The 14,363-nt window shown below is 67.1% G+C and carries 11 protein-coding genes; 4 read left to right on the top strand and 7 right to left on the bottom strand.

The window, feature by feature from the left end; all coding sequences use genetic code 11:
• Positions 1–251: 251 nt before the first annotated feature.
• On the bottom strand, positions 252–1,139 hold the full coding sequence (gene galU / locus WS49_RS04290; protein ID WP_034179975.1) for a UTP--glucose-1-phosphate uridylyltransferase GalU: 888 nt from the start codon (positions 1,137–1,139) through the stop codon (positions 252–254).
• 228 nt (positions 1,140–1,367) lie between these two features.
• Positions 1,368–1,511 carry a hypothetical protein gene (locus WS49_RS35530; protein WP_006479318.1) on the bottom strand — a complete coding sequence of 48 codons (144 nt, stop codon included), beginning with the start codon at positions 1,509–1,511 and terminating at the stop codon, positions 1,368–1,370.
• Positions 1,512–1,724: 213 nt separating this feature from the next.
• Between WS49_RS35530 and WS49_RS04280 the strand changes: the two genes are divergently transcribed.
• The gene (locus WS49_RS04280) at positions 1,725–2,900 is read left to right on the top strand and encodes an acyltransferase family protein (RefSeq protein WP_059524779.1); all 1,176 of its coding nucleotides are present in this window, start codon (positions 1,725–1,727) and stop codon (positions 2,898–2,900) included.
• Positions 2,901–3,106: 206 nt separating this feature from the next.
• Here WS49_RS04280 and WS49_RS04275 read toward each other — a convergent pair whose 3' ends face one another.
• The 4 genes from WS49_RS04275 to WS49_RS34795 form a co-directional block, all read right to left on the bottom strand.
• Positions 3,107–5,572 carry a glycosyltransferase family 4 protein gene (locus WS49_RS04275; protein ID WP_059524777.1) on the bottom strand — a complete coding sequence of 822 codons (2,466 nt, stop codon included), beginning with the start codon at positions 5,570–5,572 and terminating at the stop codon, positions 3,107–3,109.
• Positions 5,569–7,035 (bottom strand): flippase, encoded by a 1,467-nt coding sequence (locus tag WS49_RS04270; RefSeq protein WP_059524775.1) that lies wholly within the window; start codon positions 7,033–7,035, stop codon positions 5,569–5,571. The genes WS49_RS04275 and WS49_RS04270 overlap by 4 nt, the downstream gene beginning before the upstream one ends.
• Positions 7,036–7,078: 43 nt before the next feature.
• On the bottom strand, positions 7,079–9,271 hold the full coding sequence (locus tag WS49_RS04265) for a hypothetical protein (RefSeq protein WP_059524773.1): 2,193 nt from the start codon (positions 9,269–9,271) through the stop codon (positions 7,079–7,081).
• A gap of 104 nt (positions 9,272–9,375) precedes the next feature.
• Positions 9,376–9,579, bottom strand: a complete 204-nt coding sequence (locus WS49_RS34795) for a hypothetical protein (protein WP_156441338.1) — start codon at positions 9,577–9,579, stop codon at positions 9,376–9,378.
• Positions 9,580–9,764: 185 nt separating this feature from the next.
• Here WS49_RS34795 and WS49_RS04260 point away from each other — a divergent pair, with 185 nt between their 5' ends.
• The 3 genes from WS49_RS04260 to WS49_RS04250 are packed head-to-tail and all read left to right on the top strand — an operon-like array spanning position 9,765 to position 12,872.
• Complete coding sequence (locus WS49_RS04260; protein WP_059524771.1) at positions 9,765–10,829, top strand: acyltransferase family protein; 1,065 nt, start codon at positions 9,765–9,767, stop codon at positions 10,827–10,829.
• Positions 10,830–10,864: 35 nt separating this feature from the next.
• Positions 10,865–11,911: a GDP-mannose 4,6-dehydratase gene (gene gmd / locus WS49_RS04255; protein ID WP_059524769.1), complete on the top strand. Its 1,047-nt coding sequence runs from the start codon at positions 10,865–10,867 to the stop codon at positions 11,909–11,911.
• Complete coding sequence (locus WS49_RS04250; RefSeq protein ID WP_059524767.1) at positions 11,898–12,872, top strand: NAD-dependent epimerase/dehydratase family protein; 975 nt, start codon at positions 11,898–11,900, stop codon at positions 12,870–12,872. The genes gmd and WS49_RS04250 overlap by 14 nt, the downstream gene beginning before the upstream one ends.
• 96 nt (positions 12,873–12,968) lie before the next feature.
• Here WS49_RS04250 and WS49_RS04245 read toward each other — a convergent pair whose 3' ends face one another.
• Positions 12,969–14,159: an O-succinylhomoserine sulfhydrylase gene (locus WS49_RS04245; RefSeq protein WP_059525647.1), complete on the bottom strand. Its 1,191-nt coding sequence runs from the start codon at positions 14,157–14,159 to the stop codon at positions 12,969–12,971.
• Positions 14,160–14,363: the final 204 nt, after the last annotated feature.

The following is a 14,363-nucleotide window of genomic DNA, read 5'->3' as shown; positions in this document are numbered from 1 at the left end:
GCGCGCCGGCACCGGTTTCATCGCCGCGGCATCCGGCGCACCGCTCAACGCGCGCTCGAACCGGCATCACCGTCCGGCGGCATACCAGAATCGTCGCGCACACACCTGCTCGAACCCGCCCGACATCCGCATCGCCGCTCACCCGCCGCCGCACGCGCGCACTTCGTCCACACGCAAAAAAGCCCCGACGCACGAGGCAGCCGGGGCCAACGGAACAACCACCACCTGAAACAATGGAGCAGCGCGGCTGCTTATGCGACAGCAGCCAGCGCGGGCAGACAGGTACGCAGGTACGCCTCGAATTCGCGGCTCACTTCCGGATGCTGGAGCGCGAGCTCGACGGTCGCCTTGAGGTAGCCGATCTTGCTGCCGCAATCGAAACGCGTGCCGTAGTAGCGATACGCGAGCACCTGCTCGTTCGCGAGCAGCGTCTGGACCGCGTCGGTCAGCTGCAGCTCGCCGCCGGCGCCCGGCTTGAGCTTGCGCAGGTGATCGAAGATCGTCGGCATGAACACGTAGCGGCCGACCACGCCGAGGTTCGACGGCGCGTCTTCCGGCGCCGGCTTCTCGATGATGCCCGACAGCTTGATGATGTCCTCTTCCCACTCGCGGCCTTCGACGACGCCGTACGAGCGGCTGTCCTCGCGCGGAATCGTCTCGACGCCGATCACCGAGCTGTGATAGTGGTCGAACACGTCGACGAGCTGCTTGAGCACGGGCTGTTCGCCGTGCAGCAGGTCGTCGGCGAGAATCACCGCGAACGGCTCGCCGTGCACGAGCTTTTCCGCGCACAGCACCGCGTGGCCGAGACCGAGCGCTTCCGGCTGGCGCACGTAGAAGCAGTTCACGTGGCTCGGCTTGATGCCGCGCACGAGTTCGAGCAGCTTTTCCTTGCCGCGCGCCTCGAGTTCGGCCTCGATCTCGTACGACTTGTCGAAGTGATCCTCGATCGCGCGCTTGCTGCGCCCGGTCACGAAGATCATCTCGGTGATACCGGCGTTGATCGCTTCCTCGACCGCGTACTGGATCAGCGGCTTGTCGACGACGGGCAGCATCTCCTTCGGGCTCGCCTTCGTTGCCGGGAGGAACCGCGTGCCGAGACCGGCGACGGGGAACACGGCCTTGGTGACTTTCAACATGTTCGCATCCTGATTGCGTTGACTGCGCCGCGTCGCTGGGCGACCCGGCGCGATTGTTTTTCGAACGGCATATCGAGAACCGGCGGCACGGCCAATTCCACTCCGCTCATTTTCGATATGGACCTATTGCCCATGTTTCCGGAAAATAGATAATCCGCGAATCCGGTCGATATTGCCGAACCCGGCGCCGGCACATAAACAAATTACCGATTTTCCGGATACAAATTCTTACGATTCGAATTCCTCGATATACGGGACGCCGCCCCGCTCGAGGCCCGGGCGAATCGGCTCGTTCTTCAGCGCCTCGCGGTACGCCGACAGCACGGCCATGACCAGCAGTACTGCCGCGCTCGCGATCCAATGCATGTCCATCTTGCCGCTCCTTGCATCAATCAACTGGAGCTTCAAGCTATCAGAAAAAAATCGGCAAATAATTGTGGCGGCGGCGAAACCGCTTTCAGACCGGAATAAAACCACCATCTGAAACACCGTCATTTCCCGGCGAGATTTTTTTATTCATTCGATCGAATTCTTGCGCATTACGATTGGACCATCCCCTTCATCCGTCGCAAGGAATCGAATCGCATGCAAGCTTTCAGCGGATCGTCTTTGACTGCGCCGCCCGTCGCCGACCACAAGGAACACGTGATCGACGCGATGCGCGGGTTCGCGGCGCTGCTCGTCGCCTATTTCCACTGCCGCCAGGTCGTCTGGGTCGGCATGCAGAGCTTCCATCACGCTTACGGTCATGCGCTGAACCCGAGCGTGATCGCCGGCTACCTGACCTTCCCGTTCGCGTGGGGCTCCGCCGGCGTGCCGATCTTCTTCGTGATCAGCGGCTACTGCATCCACCGCAACGCGGCGCTCAAGCTCGCGGCCAACCCCGCGTACCGGCTCGACGCGCCGAACTTCTGGGCGCGCCGCTTCGCGCGCATCTACCCGGTGCTGCTCGCCGCGCTGCTGTTCACGCTCGCGATGGACGCGGTCAGCCTGCAGATCGCGCCGGTCAGCCACAAGATCCGCGACGTCGGCCTCACCGCGTTCCTCGTGAACCTGTTCTCGCTGCAGGGTGTCGCAGGCTACACGTACGGGTCGAACGGCGCGCTGTGGACGCTGTCGCTCGAAGTGCAGTTCTATGCGATCTACCCGCTGCTGTTCGCGCTGCGCCGGCGCATCGGCATGCCGGCCATCGTGGCGGCCGTCGCGCTCGTCAACGTCGCGTCGGCGTGGCTGCTCGAACGGCACGACCTGCAGTTCTTCACGTCGTACTGGCTGTCCTGGACGGTCGGCGCATGGATCGCCGACGTGCGCGCGCAGCCGGCGCGCGGCACGGCCGCCGTGCCGTCGCGCGCGTGGTATCTCGCGGCCGCCGCGCTGCTGGCCGCGGGCTGCGGCGCGTTCCATTTCGGCCAGTACGGCGCGTTCCAGCTGTGGGCGGCCGGCTTCGCGTGCTTCCTGTACCGCGCGCTCGCCTGCCCGCCGCGCCCGACGCCGCTGTTGCGCGTGCTCGGCTGGTTCGGCGACTTCAGCTACTCGCTGTACCTGATCCATCTGCCGCTGTTCGTCTGCCTCGGCTCGGTGCTGTTCCACTCGGAACTGCAACTGTCGATCTGGCCGTCGATCGCGTTCATGGCCGCCGCGATTCCGGTCGCCTACGTGTTCTACCGGCTGTTCGAACGCCCCGCGATGATGTGGTCGGCCAGCCTGAAGCCGACGCGCGCCGCCCGCGTCGTCGCACCGGCGCCCGAACGGGCTGTCTGATTGCGCCGTTACGGCGCTCCCGGCCCCCGCGCGACCTCAGGTCGCCCGGGGGCATTTTCATGGGCGTGACGCGGCGTCACGCGCCGCCTGGGCGGCTGCACTGCCGCCGCATGGCCCGCCCAAAAAGCAGAACCCTCATGCAGCACACCGCCGCATGAGGGCCCGTTTCCCGGCGCATGGCGTCGATTCGCGCCGACGCGCCGCGCCTACCGTTTCTGCGCCTTCGCGGCCTTCGCCGTATCCGCGAGGATCTTCTCGACCCGTTCCACATAGGTCGCGGTGCCGAACCGGCGTACCGCGGTCGCCCGCCCGCTCGCGACGAGCCGCTCGCGCAGCGCGGCGTCGTGCTGCAGCCTGCCCAGCGCGTCGGCCAGCGCGGTCGCGTTGCCCGGCTCGCACAGCAGCCCGTTTTCGCCGTCCTCGATGATCTCGACGACTCCGCCCGCGCGGGCCGCAACCACCGGCCGCCGTGCGAGCATCCCCTCGACGATCACGCGCCCGAACGGCTCCGGCGTGATCGACGTATGCGCGACCACGTCGACCGCCTTCATGCACGCGGCCACGTCGCGCTGGAAGCCGAGGAAGTGCACGCGATCGTCCATCCCGTGACGGGCGACGATCTCGTGCAGCTGCGCCGCGTATTCGTCCTCGCCGAACAGCGGCGCGCCGACCAGCACCACGTGCATGTCCGGCTGGCGAGCCGCGGCCTCCAGCAGCAGGTGCTGCCCCTTCCAGTGCGCGAGGCGGCTGAACGAGCCGACCAGCCATGCGTGCTCGGGCAGTCCGAAGCGCGCGCGCAGCGCGGCCTGGCTGGCCGTGTCCAGCGCGTCGAACGGTTCCGCCGAAATGCCGTTGAACACGACGTCGACGTGCTGCGGCGTGAAACCCGTCAGCGCACGGAACGCCTGCGCGGACGCGTCGGAGTTCGCGATCACGCGCGTGACGCCGAACCGCGCGCAGTACTTGATCGCCATCAGTTGCTTGCTGCCGAAATGGTCGCCGCTGACGATGTCGCGCAGGTGCCAGACCACCGGCTTGCGCGCGAGCCGCCCGGCCAGCGCCGCGACCACCATCGCGCGCTGCGTGTTCGCGTAGATCACCTCGGCGCGGCGTGCGCGCCGCGCGACGTCCCGCACGAGCGTGTAAAGCTGCTTCAACGCGCCGGCCGACACGCCGCCCTGCTTGCGCACCCCGGCGAGCGCGCCCTGGTCGAGCACGTCGACGCGCGCGCCGATCTCGTCGAGCGCCGCGCGGAACGGGCCATCGTCGAACAGCACCACGTCGGCGTTCGCGCGCATGTGCTTCATGATCTCCAGCAGCGACAGCTCCGCGCCGCCGAGCACGCCGCTCTGGTCCAGCACGAGCGTCGCCGGGCCGCGCGCGGGCGGCATCGGCGCGACGGCCGTGCCGCGCTGCGCCGTCGAGCCGGGCAGCGCCGCCTCCACGTAGTCGAGGAAGCGCCGCCGGAACGTGTCGGCGGAGAAGCGCTCCGCATTCGCGCGGCACGCGTGCGGCGTGAAGCGCTGCGGCGCGCGCTCGAAATCGTCGACCGCCGCGACGATCGCGTGCGGCGTCTGTTCGTCGAAGAACAGCCCGGTCGGATTCTCGTGCGCGCGCGGTTCGAGCACCGTCTCGAGCGCACCGCCCTTGCCGTATGCGATCACCGGCGTGCCGCATGCCTGCGCCTCGACCACCGAGATCCCGAAATCCTCCTCGGCCGCGAACACGAACGCCTTCGCGCGCCGCATCCGGTCGTGCAGCACCGCGAACGGTTGATAACCCATGATCTCGACGTTCGGGCCGGCCTTCGCGCGGATCTTCTGCATCTCGGGGCCGTCGCCGATCACCACGAGCTTGCGCTCCGGCGTGCGCGAGAACGCTTCGACGATCAGGTCGATCTTCTTGTACGGCACCATCCGCGACGCGGTCAGGTAGAAATCGTCCTTCGCCTCGTTCAGCGAGAAGCCGTCGACGTCGACCGGCGGGAAGATCACCGCCGCGTCGCGGTGATACACCTTGCGGATGCGTCGCGCGATGAACGCGGAGTTCGCGACGAAGCCGTCGACCGCGTTCGCGGTGCGCGTGTCCCAGTTGCGGATGTAATGCAGGATCATCCGCGCGAGCAGCGACTTCGGCCCGTGCGTGAGGTTCGACTGTTCCAGATACTGGTGCTGCAGGTCCCACGCGTAGCGGATCGGCGAATGCACGTAGCTGATGTGCATCTGGTCCGGCCCGGTCAGCACGCCCTTCGCGACCGCATGGCTGCTGGAGATCACGAGATCGTAGTCCGACACGTCGAGCTGCTCGATCGCGAGCGGCATCAGCGGCAGGTAGCTGCGGTACTTGGTGCGCGCGAACGGCAGTTTCTGGATGAACGAGGTCGTCACCCGCTTGCCGCGCACGAACGCGCGATCGTCGAGAAAATCGACGAGGCTGAACAGGTCCGCGTCGGGAAAGCACGCGACGATCTGTTCGAGCACGCGCTCGGCGCCGGCGTACGTGACGAGCCAGTCGTGGACGATCGCCACGCGCAGCGGGCGCGACGCATCGCGGGCGCCCGCCTGTCCGGCCGGTTCGGTCCGGCGCAGCGCGGCGGTGTCACCGGCTTCGGCCACGGCGGCATCGGCCGTGGCGAGGTTCAGGATGGCGTGTTCCGCCAGATCGCGATTCATACGGTTTTCCTCGCATTGAGACGGACGAACAGGTCGCGCACCAGCGCGCGCAGGGCCGGCGTCATCGTGAGCGACCATGCAAGGTTCAGCACCAGCACGACCGCGCAGAGGCCGATCGACTCGCCGAGCCCCGACCACGCCTGCGCGAGAAACAGGCTCGCGAGCAGGAAGGCGAGATGCGCGAGCATGTCGAGCACGATCGCGCGCATCCGGATCGCCGACAGGTAAAGCAGCACGCCGTAATCGACCAGCGCGCGGGTCGCGACGACCACCGCCGCGCCGATCAGCCCGAAGTGATGAATGCCGAACCACAGGCCGCCGACGAAGAACGGCATCTCGACGAGCCCGGCGAACGCCGCCCGGGCCGGATTGACCTGCGACTGGATCAGGATCCGCGTGACGCTCGCCTGGCCGACGAGCCAGACGCTGATCACCAGCACGCGCCCGACCGGCGCCGAATGCGCGGCGAGATCCGCGCCGACCCACAACGTGAGGAACGGTGCGAGCGCGAAGATCGCGACGATGCCGACCGGCGTGAACACGCCGTTCAGGAATTCGAGCGACTGGCGCGCGAGCGTGTCGGCATGGTCGCGGCCGACCGCCGACAGGCGCGGAAACAGCGTGCGCACCAGCGCGTTCGGCAGCATGTTCAGCCGCGTGACGAGGTTCTGCGGAACCGTGTAATAGGTGACGAACTTCGCGCCCATGCCGGCGCCGAGCATCACGCGGTCGAGCGTGTCGGCGATCATGCTCGTCGTGCTCGCGATCAGCATCCAGCCGCCGAAGTTGAACAGCCCTTTCGCGGTGCCCCACTGCGGCGGGTCGATGCGCCGGATCCCGAGCACCGTGATGCTTGCGTGACCGAGCATCACCGCCGCGATGAGCCGCGCGAGGACGGCCGCGGCCAGCACCGTCTGCAGGTTCGGCGCGATCCACCATGCGGCGCCGAGCGGCAGCAGCTGGAACAGGAACGTGCCGATCGTCTGGTTCGTGTTGAACACGCCGAACCGTTCGGCCCCGTTGATCGCGCCGGCGAACACCCACGACACGTTCGCGAGCGGAATCGCGAGCGCGAGCCACGGCAACGCGAGATACACCTCGTGCTGCATCGCCGCCGACACCTTCGTGAAATATGCGGTGTAGACGAACGCGCCGAAATAGATCAGCAGGCCGCCGACGATGCCGGTGCCGAGGTTCAGCCAGAACGCGCTCCAGAAGACCCGCGCGCTTTCGTCCGCGTTGCCGCTCGCAAGCGCCTTCGAGATGTGGTTCTGCGCGGCCATGCTCATCCCGAGATCGAGGATCCCGAAATAACCGATCAGCGTCCACACGAGGCTGACGACGCCGTAGCGTTCGACGCCCAGCGCGTGGATGTACGCGGGCACCGTCACCAGCGACACGAAGGTCGGCAGGATCAGCCCGATGAAGTTGATCGAAACGTTCTTGAGTATGCCTTTGTCCATGCTTCTGCCTTGTGTGACGCCAACGACGACGGCGCGCCGCCCGTCACGGTTTCCAGCGATACATCAGCACCTTGCCGCGCGCGTCTTCCTCGACGAACACCAGGTATTCGCCGTTCTCGCGCCGGAACGCGCTGATGCCGAACGGCACGTCGACCCAGCCCGACGCCTTGCCGACCTCCACGCCCGGGCTCATCACGCCGACTTCCTTGCCGGTTTCCTTGTCGTACACGTGGATCTTGCCGACCGGCTCCACCGTGAAGATGTAGCGGCCTTCGACCGTGATGCCGATCAGGTCGAGGATCGGCTTCGCGTCGAGCTGCCACGGCAGCGCGACCGTGTAGCGCACCACCGGCGAGCCGGTCGACCACTTGTCGAAGCGCACCAGCACGCGGCCGACTTCCTTGTTGATGCCTGCCTGCGGCGGCGCGTCGGCCGTGTAGCCCGTCACGTACAGCGTGTCCGTCTGCGGCTCGTAGATCGCGCGGCGCAGCTGCGTGAACGGCTGCGGCATCGGATAGGTCGTGACCTTGTCGTACGAGTAGATCGGGTTGCCGGCCTTGTCGACGCCGCCGTAGGCGAAGCGATGAATTCCGCGCACGTCGCTCGTGCGCCAGATGTCGCCCTTCGTGTCGACCCACCAGCCCCAGCCGCCCGCCTTTGCCTTGCCGGTCGTGTTGGTCGTGAATTCGTCCTCGTCGAGCCGGCCGTTGCCGTTCGCGTCGCGCCAGATCCAGTCGCCGCCCGGCGGCTTGTTCGGCACCTTGTCGACCGGCCGCGCGCGACCCGCGATCAGGCCCGACGGAATCGCGACCTCGCCGTCGCGCTTCGCGTCGAAGCGGTAGATCTTCAGGTGGTCGGCGTACATGTCGGTCAGGTACAGGAACGTGCGGCCGTCGACGCGCCGCGCGAACGGCATGCCGGGATACTGGTCCGTGTGGAACACGGGATCGTCCGGATACTTGAAGCGGTTCGACAGGAAGCCGGCGTATTTCCAGTCCTGGCCGGGCGGCTTCGACAAATCGAGCTCGAAGCGCTTGTTGCCCGTGTACACACTGTTCGGCCGCGCCGGATCGAGCCACGCGCCGTCGACGAACAGCAGCCCCTGCACCTGCCAGCGCAGCTTGCCGTCCGGCGTATAGCTCTCGAGCACCGCGCCGAGCCCCGCGCCGATCGTGCCGTGACGCGGTCCGATGCCGTTCATCGACACATACACGTTGCCCGCGCGATCGACGCCCACGCCCGTCAGCCCGTTGAAGCGCTGCGGCCCCGGACGGCCCGGCACCGGGCCCGCGAAGATTCCGCCGCGCTCGCCGAGCGTGCCCGACGGCGCGTAGCCCTTGCCGCCTTTCGAGAAGATCAGCACCTGCTGGCGCGGCCCGTTGTCCGCGACCAGCACGCGCCCTTTCGCGTCGACCGCCACGTCCACCGCCTCGGTGCCGTCGGGCAGCGCGGGCGCATCGTCGAGCTTGCGGCCGTCCGCGCGCACGTGCACGAGGCGCGCGGGCCCGCCGATCGTATCGGTGAGCAGCCACAGCGTGCCGTCGCCGGCGAGCGCGATGCGGCCCGGCTCGTGCGCGCTCCAGGTGGCTTTCTTCTGCATCGTCTCGGCGTCGTAGACGTCCACCGCGTCATGCGACGGATTCGTCGAGAACAGCGTCTTGTCGTCGGCCGCGAGGCCGCCGACTTCCGCCTTCGCCTCGCCCACTTCGGACCGGGCCGGGGCCGGCACCTCGTTGACCATCATGAAGCTGGCGGCCATACGCGCGCGGCCGGCATCGGCGCGCCCGCCCGGCGCGACCTGCGGCGCGGCGCGGAACGGCGCCGGCTGCTTCATGTCGCCGATCGTGCGGCGCGAAATGCCGAACCACTGCTTGCCCTTGTCCGGCCAGATGCCGGGCGACTGCAGATGGCCGCGCTCGTTGCCGACGCCGATCGCGACGTACGCATACTTCCCGTTCACCGCGACCGCGTTGCCGCCGAGGTTGCCCCAGCCGTGCGTGCCGCCGGCGAAGCCGAGCATCTTCCCGTCCTGGTAGACGCTCGCCTCGGCGCCGCTCTCGTCCCACGGCGCGTTCGTATACACCTTGCCGTCGGGCGTCACCGCGATCGCGCGGATGTCGATCTGCGTCCAGCTGCCGTCGCCATAGCCGAACGTGTTGCCGATCCACGACGTGGTCGCGGGCAACACGGTTTCAGCCGATGCGGCGCTCGCGGACAGCGCCGCGCATACCGTCATGCCAACCAGAATCAGACGTCGCAATGCGCTCTCCAGACTCGATGCGGAAGCGACCGGCGGCGCGGCATGCTGCCTGCACGCGATGCCCTGTCGCTAAATAGGTTTCAAACGTCGCGATGCAGGTTACAAGCAAAAATAATCACAAGAAATTTGGAAATATTTGGGGATGTTTCCACCTGAAATATCGAGCCGGAACAGCGATAAATTGGCCCGGCAAAGCGGAAATATCGACCGCCTTTCATGCGGCGATCCGTAGAAAATGCCGCCCCGGGCCGCCCGCCGTGGCGCGTAGCCTGCAAACCTTTCATGTCGCGATTGAAACGACCGGCATTCGAATCTTTTCAGCCGGATAAATGACATGCGTTTTTTTGCCGATTTCTTTTCCCTAGAATCGATTTCGATTCAATATTTCATTTAAACGCATGCATTACGTTCACGCATCGGATGCGCGGCGCGCCACGGCATCGGCCGCGCGTCGCGAAGGAGCGGCGCGATGACGGGCATCTCGCGCACCGCCGACCTCGCCCCGCCGCAACACGGCCGCATCGTGCAGCTCGACGGGCTGCGCGCGATCGCCGTCGGCGCCGTGTTCCTGCAACATGCGCTGAAGGCGCCGCTATGGATGGGCGTCGACCTGTTCTTCGTGCTGAGCGGCCTGCTGATCACCGGCATCCTGCTCGATCGCAAGGCGCGCGGACAGTCGTACTTCAGCCACTTCTACGCGCGCCGCGTGCGCCGGATCCTGCCGCCGTACGTGCTGCTGCTGGTCGTGTCGACGCTGCTGTTCGGTGCGAGCTGGCTGCCGCACTGGCCGTGGTTCGCGTTCTTCTCGACCAACATCGGGCTGTCGCTCGGCAGCATCGGTCACGACAGCCTGAACGTGCTGTGGTCGCTCGCCGTCGAGGAGCAGTTCTACATCTTCTGGCCGTTCGTCGTGCTGTGGTGTTCGGAGCGCGCGCTGCTGTGGATCGCCGCCGCGCTGATCGTCGCGGCGCCCGTGCTGCGCGCGATCGCGACGCCGTGGTTCGATTCGTTCTGGCCGATCTACTACCTGACGCCGTTCCGGATGGACCTGCTCGCCGCGGGTGCGCTGCTCGCGATCGTGCTGCGCCGCGACCGGCGCGCGCTGGAGCCGTTCTATCCGCTCGCGATCGTCGGCGCGCTCGTGGCGCTCGCGATCCTCGGCTGGCTGCACCTGTCGTTCCCGCGTTTCCGCGCGGCGAACACGCCGCTGTCGAACGCCGCGCTCTACAGCATCTCGCTGCTGCTGTGCACGTCGATCGTCGTGATCGCGCTGCGCGGACGCGGCCTCGTCCAGCGCGTGCTGACGAACCCGCTGCTCGTGTACGTCGGCACCGTCAGCTACACCGTCTACCTGATTCACCTGAGCGTGCTGTACGCGCTGTGGCCGCTGCACCTGAACCGCTTCGTCACGGCCGCGCTCGCCCTCGCCATCACGCTCGCGTACGCCACCGTGAGCTGGTACGGCTTCGAGCGGCGCCTGACGCGCGGCCCCGCACGCGCGACGGTGCCCGCCGCCGCGCGCACGACCGCCTGAATTTCTCAATCCATCGATTCGACCAGGACATTGCCATGAGCCAAACTCGCAAGAAGGCCATCATCACGGGGATCACCGGGCAGGACGGCGCCTACCTGACCAAGCTGCTGCTCGACAAGGGCTACGAGGTCACGGGCACCTACCGCCGCACCAGCTCGGTGAACTTCTGGCGCATCGCCGAGCTCGGCGTCGACACGCACCCGAACCTGTCGCTCGTCGAGCACGACCTGACGGATGCCGGCTCCAGCCTGCGGCTGCTCGAACGCACGCAGCCCGACGAGCTGTACAACCTGGCCGCGCAGAGCTTCGTCGGCGTGTCGTTCGATCAGCCGGCCACGACCGCCGAGGTCACCGGCATCGGCCCGCTGAACCTGCTCGAGGCGATCCGCGTGGTGAGCCCGAAGACGCGCTTCTACCAGGCATCGACGTCCGAGATGTTCGGCAAGGTGCAGGCGATTCCGCAAACGGAAACGACCGCGTTCTACCCGCGCAGCCCGTACGGCGTCGCGAAGCTGTACGCGCACTGGATGACCGTGAACTACCGCGAGTCCTACGACCTGTTCGGCTGCAGCGGCATCCTGTTCAACCACGAATCGCCGCTGCGCGGCCGCGAGTTCGTCACGCGCAAGATCACCGACACCGTCGCGAAGATCAAGCTCGGCAAGGCGACCAAACTCGAACTCGGCAACCTCGACGCCAAGCGCGACTGGGGCTTCGCGCTCGAATACGTCGAAGGGATGTGGCGGATGCTGCAGGTCGACGAGCCCGACACCTACGTGCTCGCGACCAACCGCACCGAGACCGTGCGCGACTTCGTGCAGATGGCGTTCGCGGCCGCCGGCTACCAGATCGAATGGACCGGCAAGGGCGAACAGGAACGCGGTCTCGACGCCTCGAACGGCAACGTGCTCGTCGAAGTGAATCCGAAGTTCTACCGCCCTGCCGAAGTCGACCTGCTGATCGGCTGCGCGGACAAGGCCAAATCCAAGCTCGGCTGGGCGCCGGAAACGACGCTCGAGCAGCTTTGCCAGATGATGGTGGAAGCGGATCTGACGCGGAATCGTCACCATGACACGTACTGATGCCGGACGCGCGTCGCGCCGTGCGTTCGTCACGGGCCTGACGGGCTTCACCGGCCGCTACATGGCGCAGCGCCTCGAGGCGGCCGGCTACGACGTGTGGGGCACCGTGGCGCCCGGCGCGGCGCGGCCGGACGATCCGGCGTTCGCGAACTGCACGCTGCTGCCGGTCGACCTGCTCGACGCGCACGCGATGCGCGCGGCGGCCGCCGATGCGCGACCCGATGCGGTCGTGCATCTGGCTGCGCGTGCGCACGTCGCGCAGGACGAGCCGTCGCAGACTTACGCGGTCAACATCGTCGGCACGCGCAACCTGCTGGCCGCGCTCGCGGGCCTCGACCGCCGTCCGTCGGCGGTGCTGCTCGCCAGCAGCGCGAACGTCTACGGCAATTCGACGGCCGGCGTGCTCGACGAAACCGTCGCACCCGCCCCTGCGAACGACTATGCGGTCAGCAAGCTCGCGATGGAATACGCGGCGAAGCTGTGGGCCGACCGCCTGCCGATCGTGATCGCGCGGCCGTTCAACTACACCGGCGTCGGCCAGGACGAGGCGTATCTGCTGCCGAAACTCGTGTCGCACTATGCGCGCAATGCGCCGCGCATCTCGCTCGGCAATCTCGACGTGAGCCGCGATTTCTCCGACGTGCGCGACGTGACGGCCGCCTATCTGAAGCTGCTCGAAGCCGCGCCGGCCGGCGAGACGTTCAACGTCTGCTCGGAGCGCGCGTATTCGCTGAAGGAAGTGCTGGCGATGCTGTCGCGGATCGCCGGCTACGTGATCGACGTGACGATCGATCCGCGTTTCGTGCGGCACAACGAGGTGAAGCGACTGAGCGGGTCGCGCGACAAGCTGCGGCGCGCGGTGGGCGAGCTGCCCGTGACGCCGCTCGACGACACGCTGCGCTGGATGATGGAAGCGATGCGCGACGTGCCGCGGTCCGCGCAGGCCGGGCACGCCGGCTGATTCCGCCAACGCGTGCGACGCAGGCCAAAAGAAAATGGGCCGCTCGATCCGATCGAGCGGCCCATCTCATGTCGGCCCTGAAACCTGCCGCCGCGCTCAGCCCTCGAGGCCGCGCGCGAGATCGTTGCGCAGGTCGCCCGCGTTTTCCAGACCGACCGCGAGGCGGATCAGCCCTTCGGTGATCCCCGCGGCCGCACGCGCTTCCGGCGTGACGCGAGCATGCGTCGTCGTCGCCGGATGCGTGATCGTCGTGCGCGTGTCGCCGAGGTTGCCGGTGATCGAGATCAGCTTGGTGCCGTCGATCACGCGCCACGCATTCGCGCGCTGCTGCTCCGGCGTGTCGCCCTTCAGCTCGAACGACACGATCGCGCCGCCCGCCTTCTGCTGGCGCTTCGCGAGTTCGTGCTGCGGATGCGATTCGAGCCCCGGATAGAACACGCGCGCGACGGCCGGATGCGAATCGAGCCAGCGCGCGATTTCGAGCGCGTTCGCCGACTGTTTCTCGACGCGCAGCGACAGCGTCTCCATCCCCTTCAGCAGCACCCACGCGTTGAACGCCGACAGCGTCGGCCCCGCGCTGCGCACGAACGGGAACACCTTGCCCATGATGAATTCCTTCGAGCCGACCAGCGCGCCGCCGAGCACGCGGCCCTGCCCGTCGAGGAACTTCGTCGCCGAGTGCATCACGACATCCGCGCCGAGCTTCAGCGGCTGCTGCAGCACCGGGCTGCAGAAACAGTTGTCGACGACGAACAGCGCATTCGCGGCCTTCGCGATCTTGCCGATCGCTTCGATGTCGGCAAGTTCGGTCAGCGGGTTCGACGGCGTTTCGAGGAAGAACATCTTCGTCTCGGGCCGCACCGCTTCCTGCCAAGCGTTCAAGTCGGTCGGATCGACGAAGGTCGTCGTGATGCCGAACTTGCTGAAGATCTGCGAGAACATCCCGAGCGTCGAGCCGAACAGGCTGCGCGAGCTGACGAGGTGATCGCCTGCCTGCAGCGCGGACATCACGACCGACATGATCGCGGCCATGCCCGACGCCGTCGCGATGCAGGCCTCGCCGCCTTCGAGCGCGGCGAGACGATCCTGGAACATGGTGACGGTCGGGTTCGTGAAGCGCGAATAAGTGAAATAGTCTTCCGAATTCGCGAAGCGCTCGGCCGCCTCGGCCGCGCTCGTGAAGCAGAAGCTCGACGTGAGGAACAGCGCTTCCGAATGCTCGTTGAAGTTGCTGCGCAGCGTGCCCGCGCGCACGGCGAGCGTGTCGAAGTTGAGGGAGTCGTCCATGTTCCGTTTTCCGTATTCGAGGGTCGCGCCGCGGGTCATGCATCGGCGCGCACCCAGCCACAAAATCAGGCCAAAACAAAAAGCCCGCTATGCGTCGGCATCAGCGGGCTTCGGTGCGGTACGACAGCGATCGACTCGGGCCGGCTGTCGCCGGCCTTCGCTTTAGCTGTTTTGGGAAGTCGCCCCGCGTCCGCAAGCTGAATC

It is taken from the genome of Burkholderia sp. RF7-non_BP4 (assembly GCF_001521935.1).
GTDB lineage: Bacteria > Pseudomonadota > Gammaproteobacteria > Burkholderiales > Burkholderiaceae > Burkholderia > Burkholderia diffusa.
The sequence above is the reverse complement of the archived record's forward strand: the minus strand, read 5'-3'. Positions and strand labels throughout refer to the sequence as shown.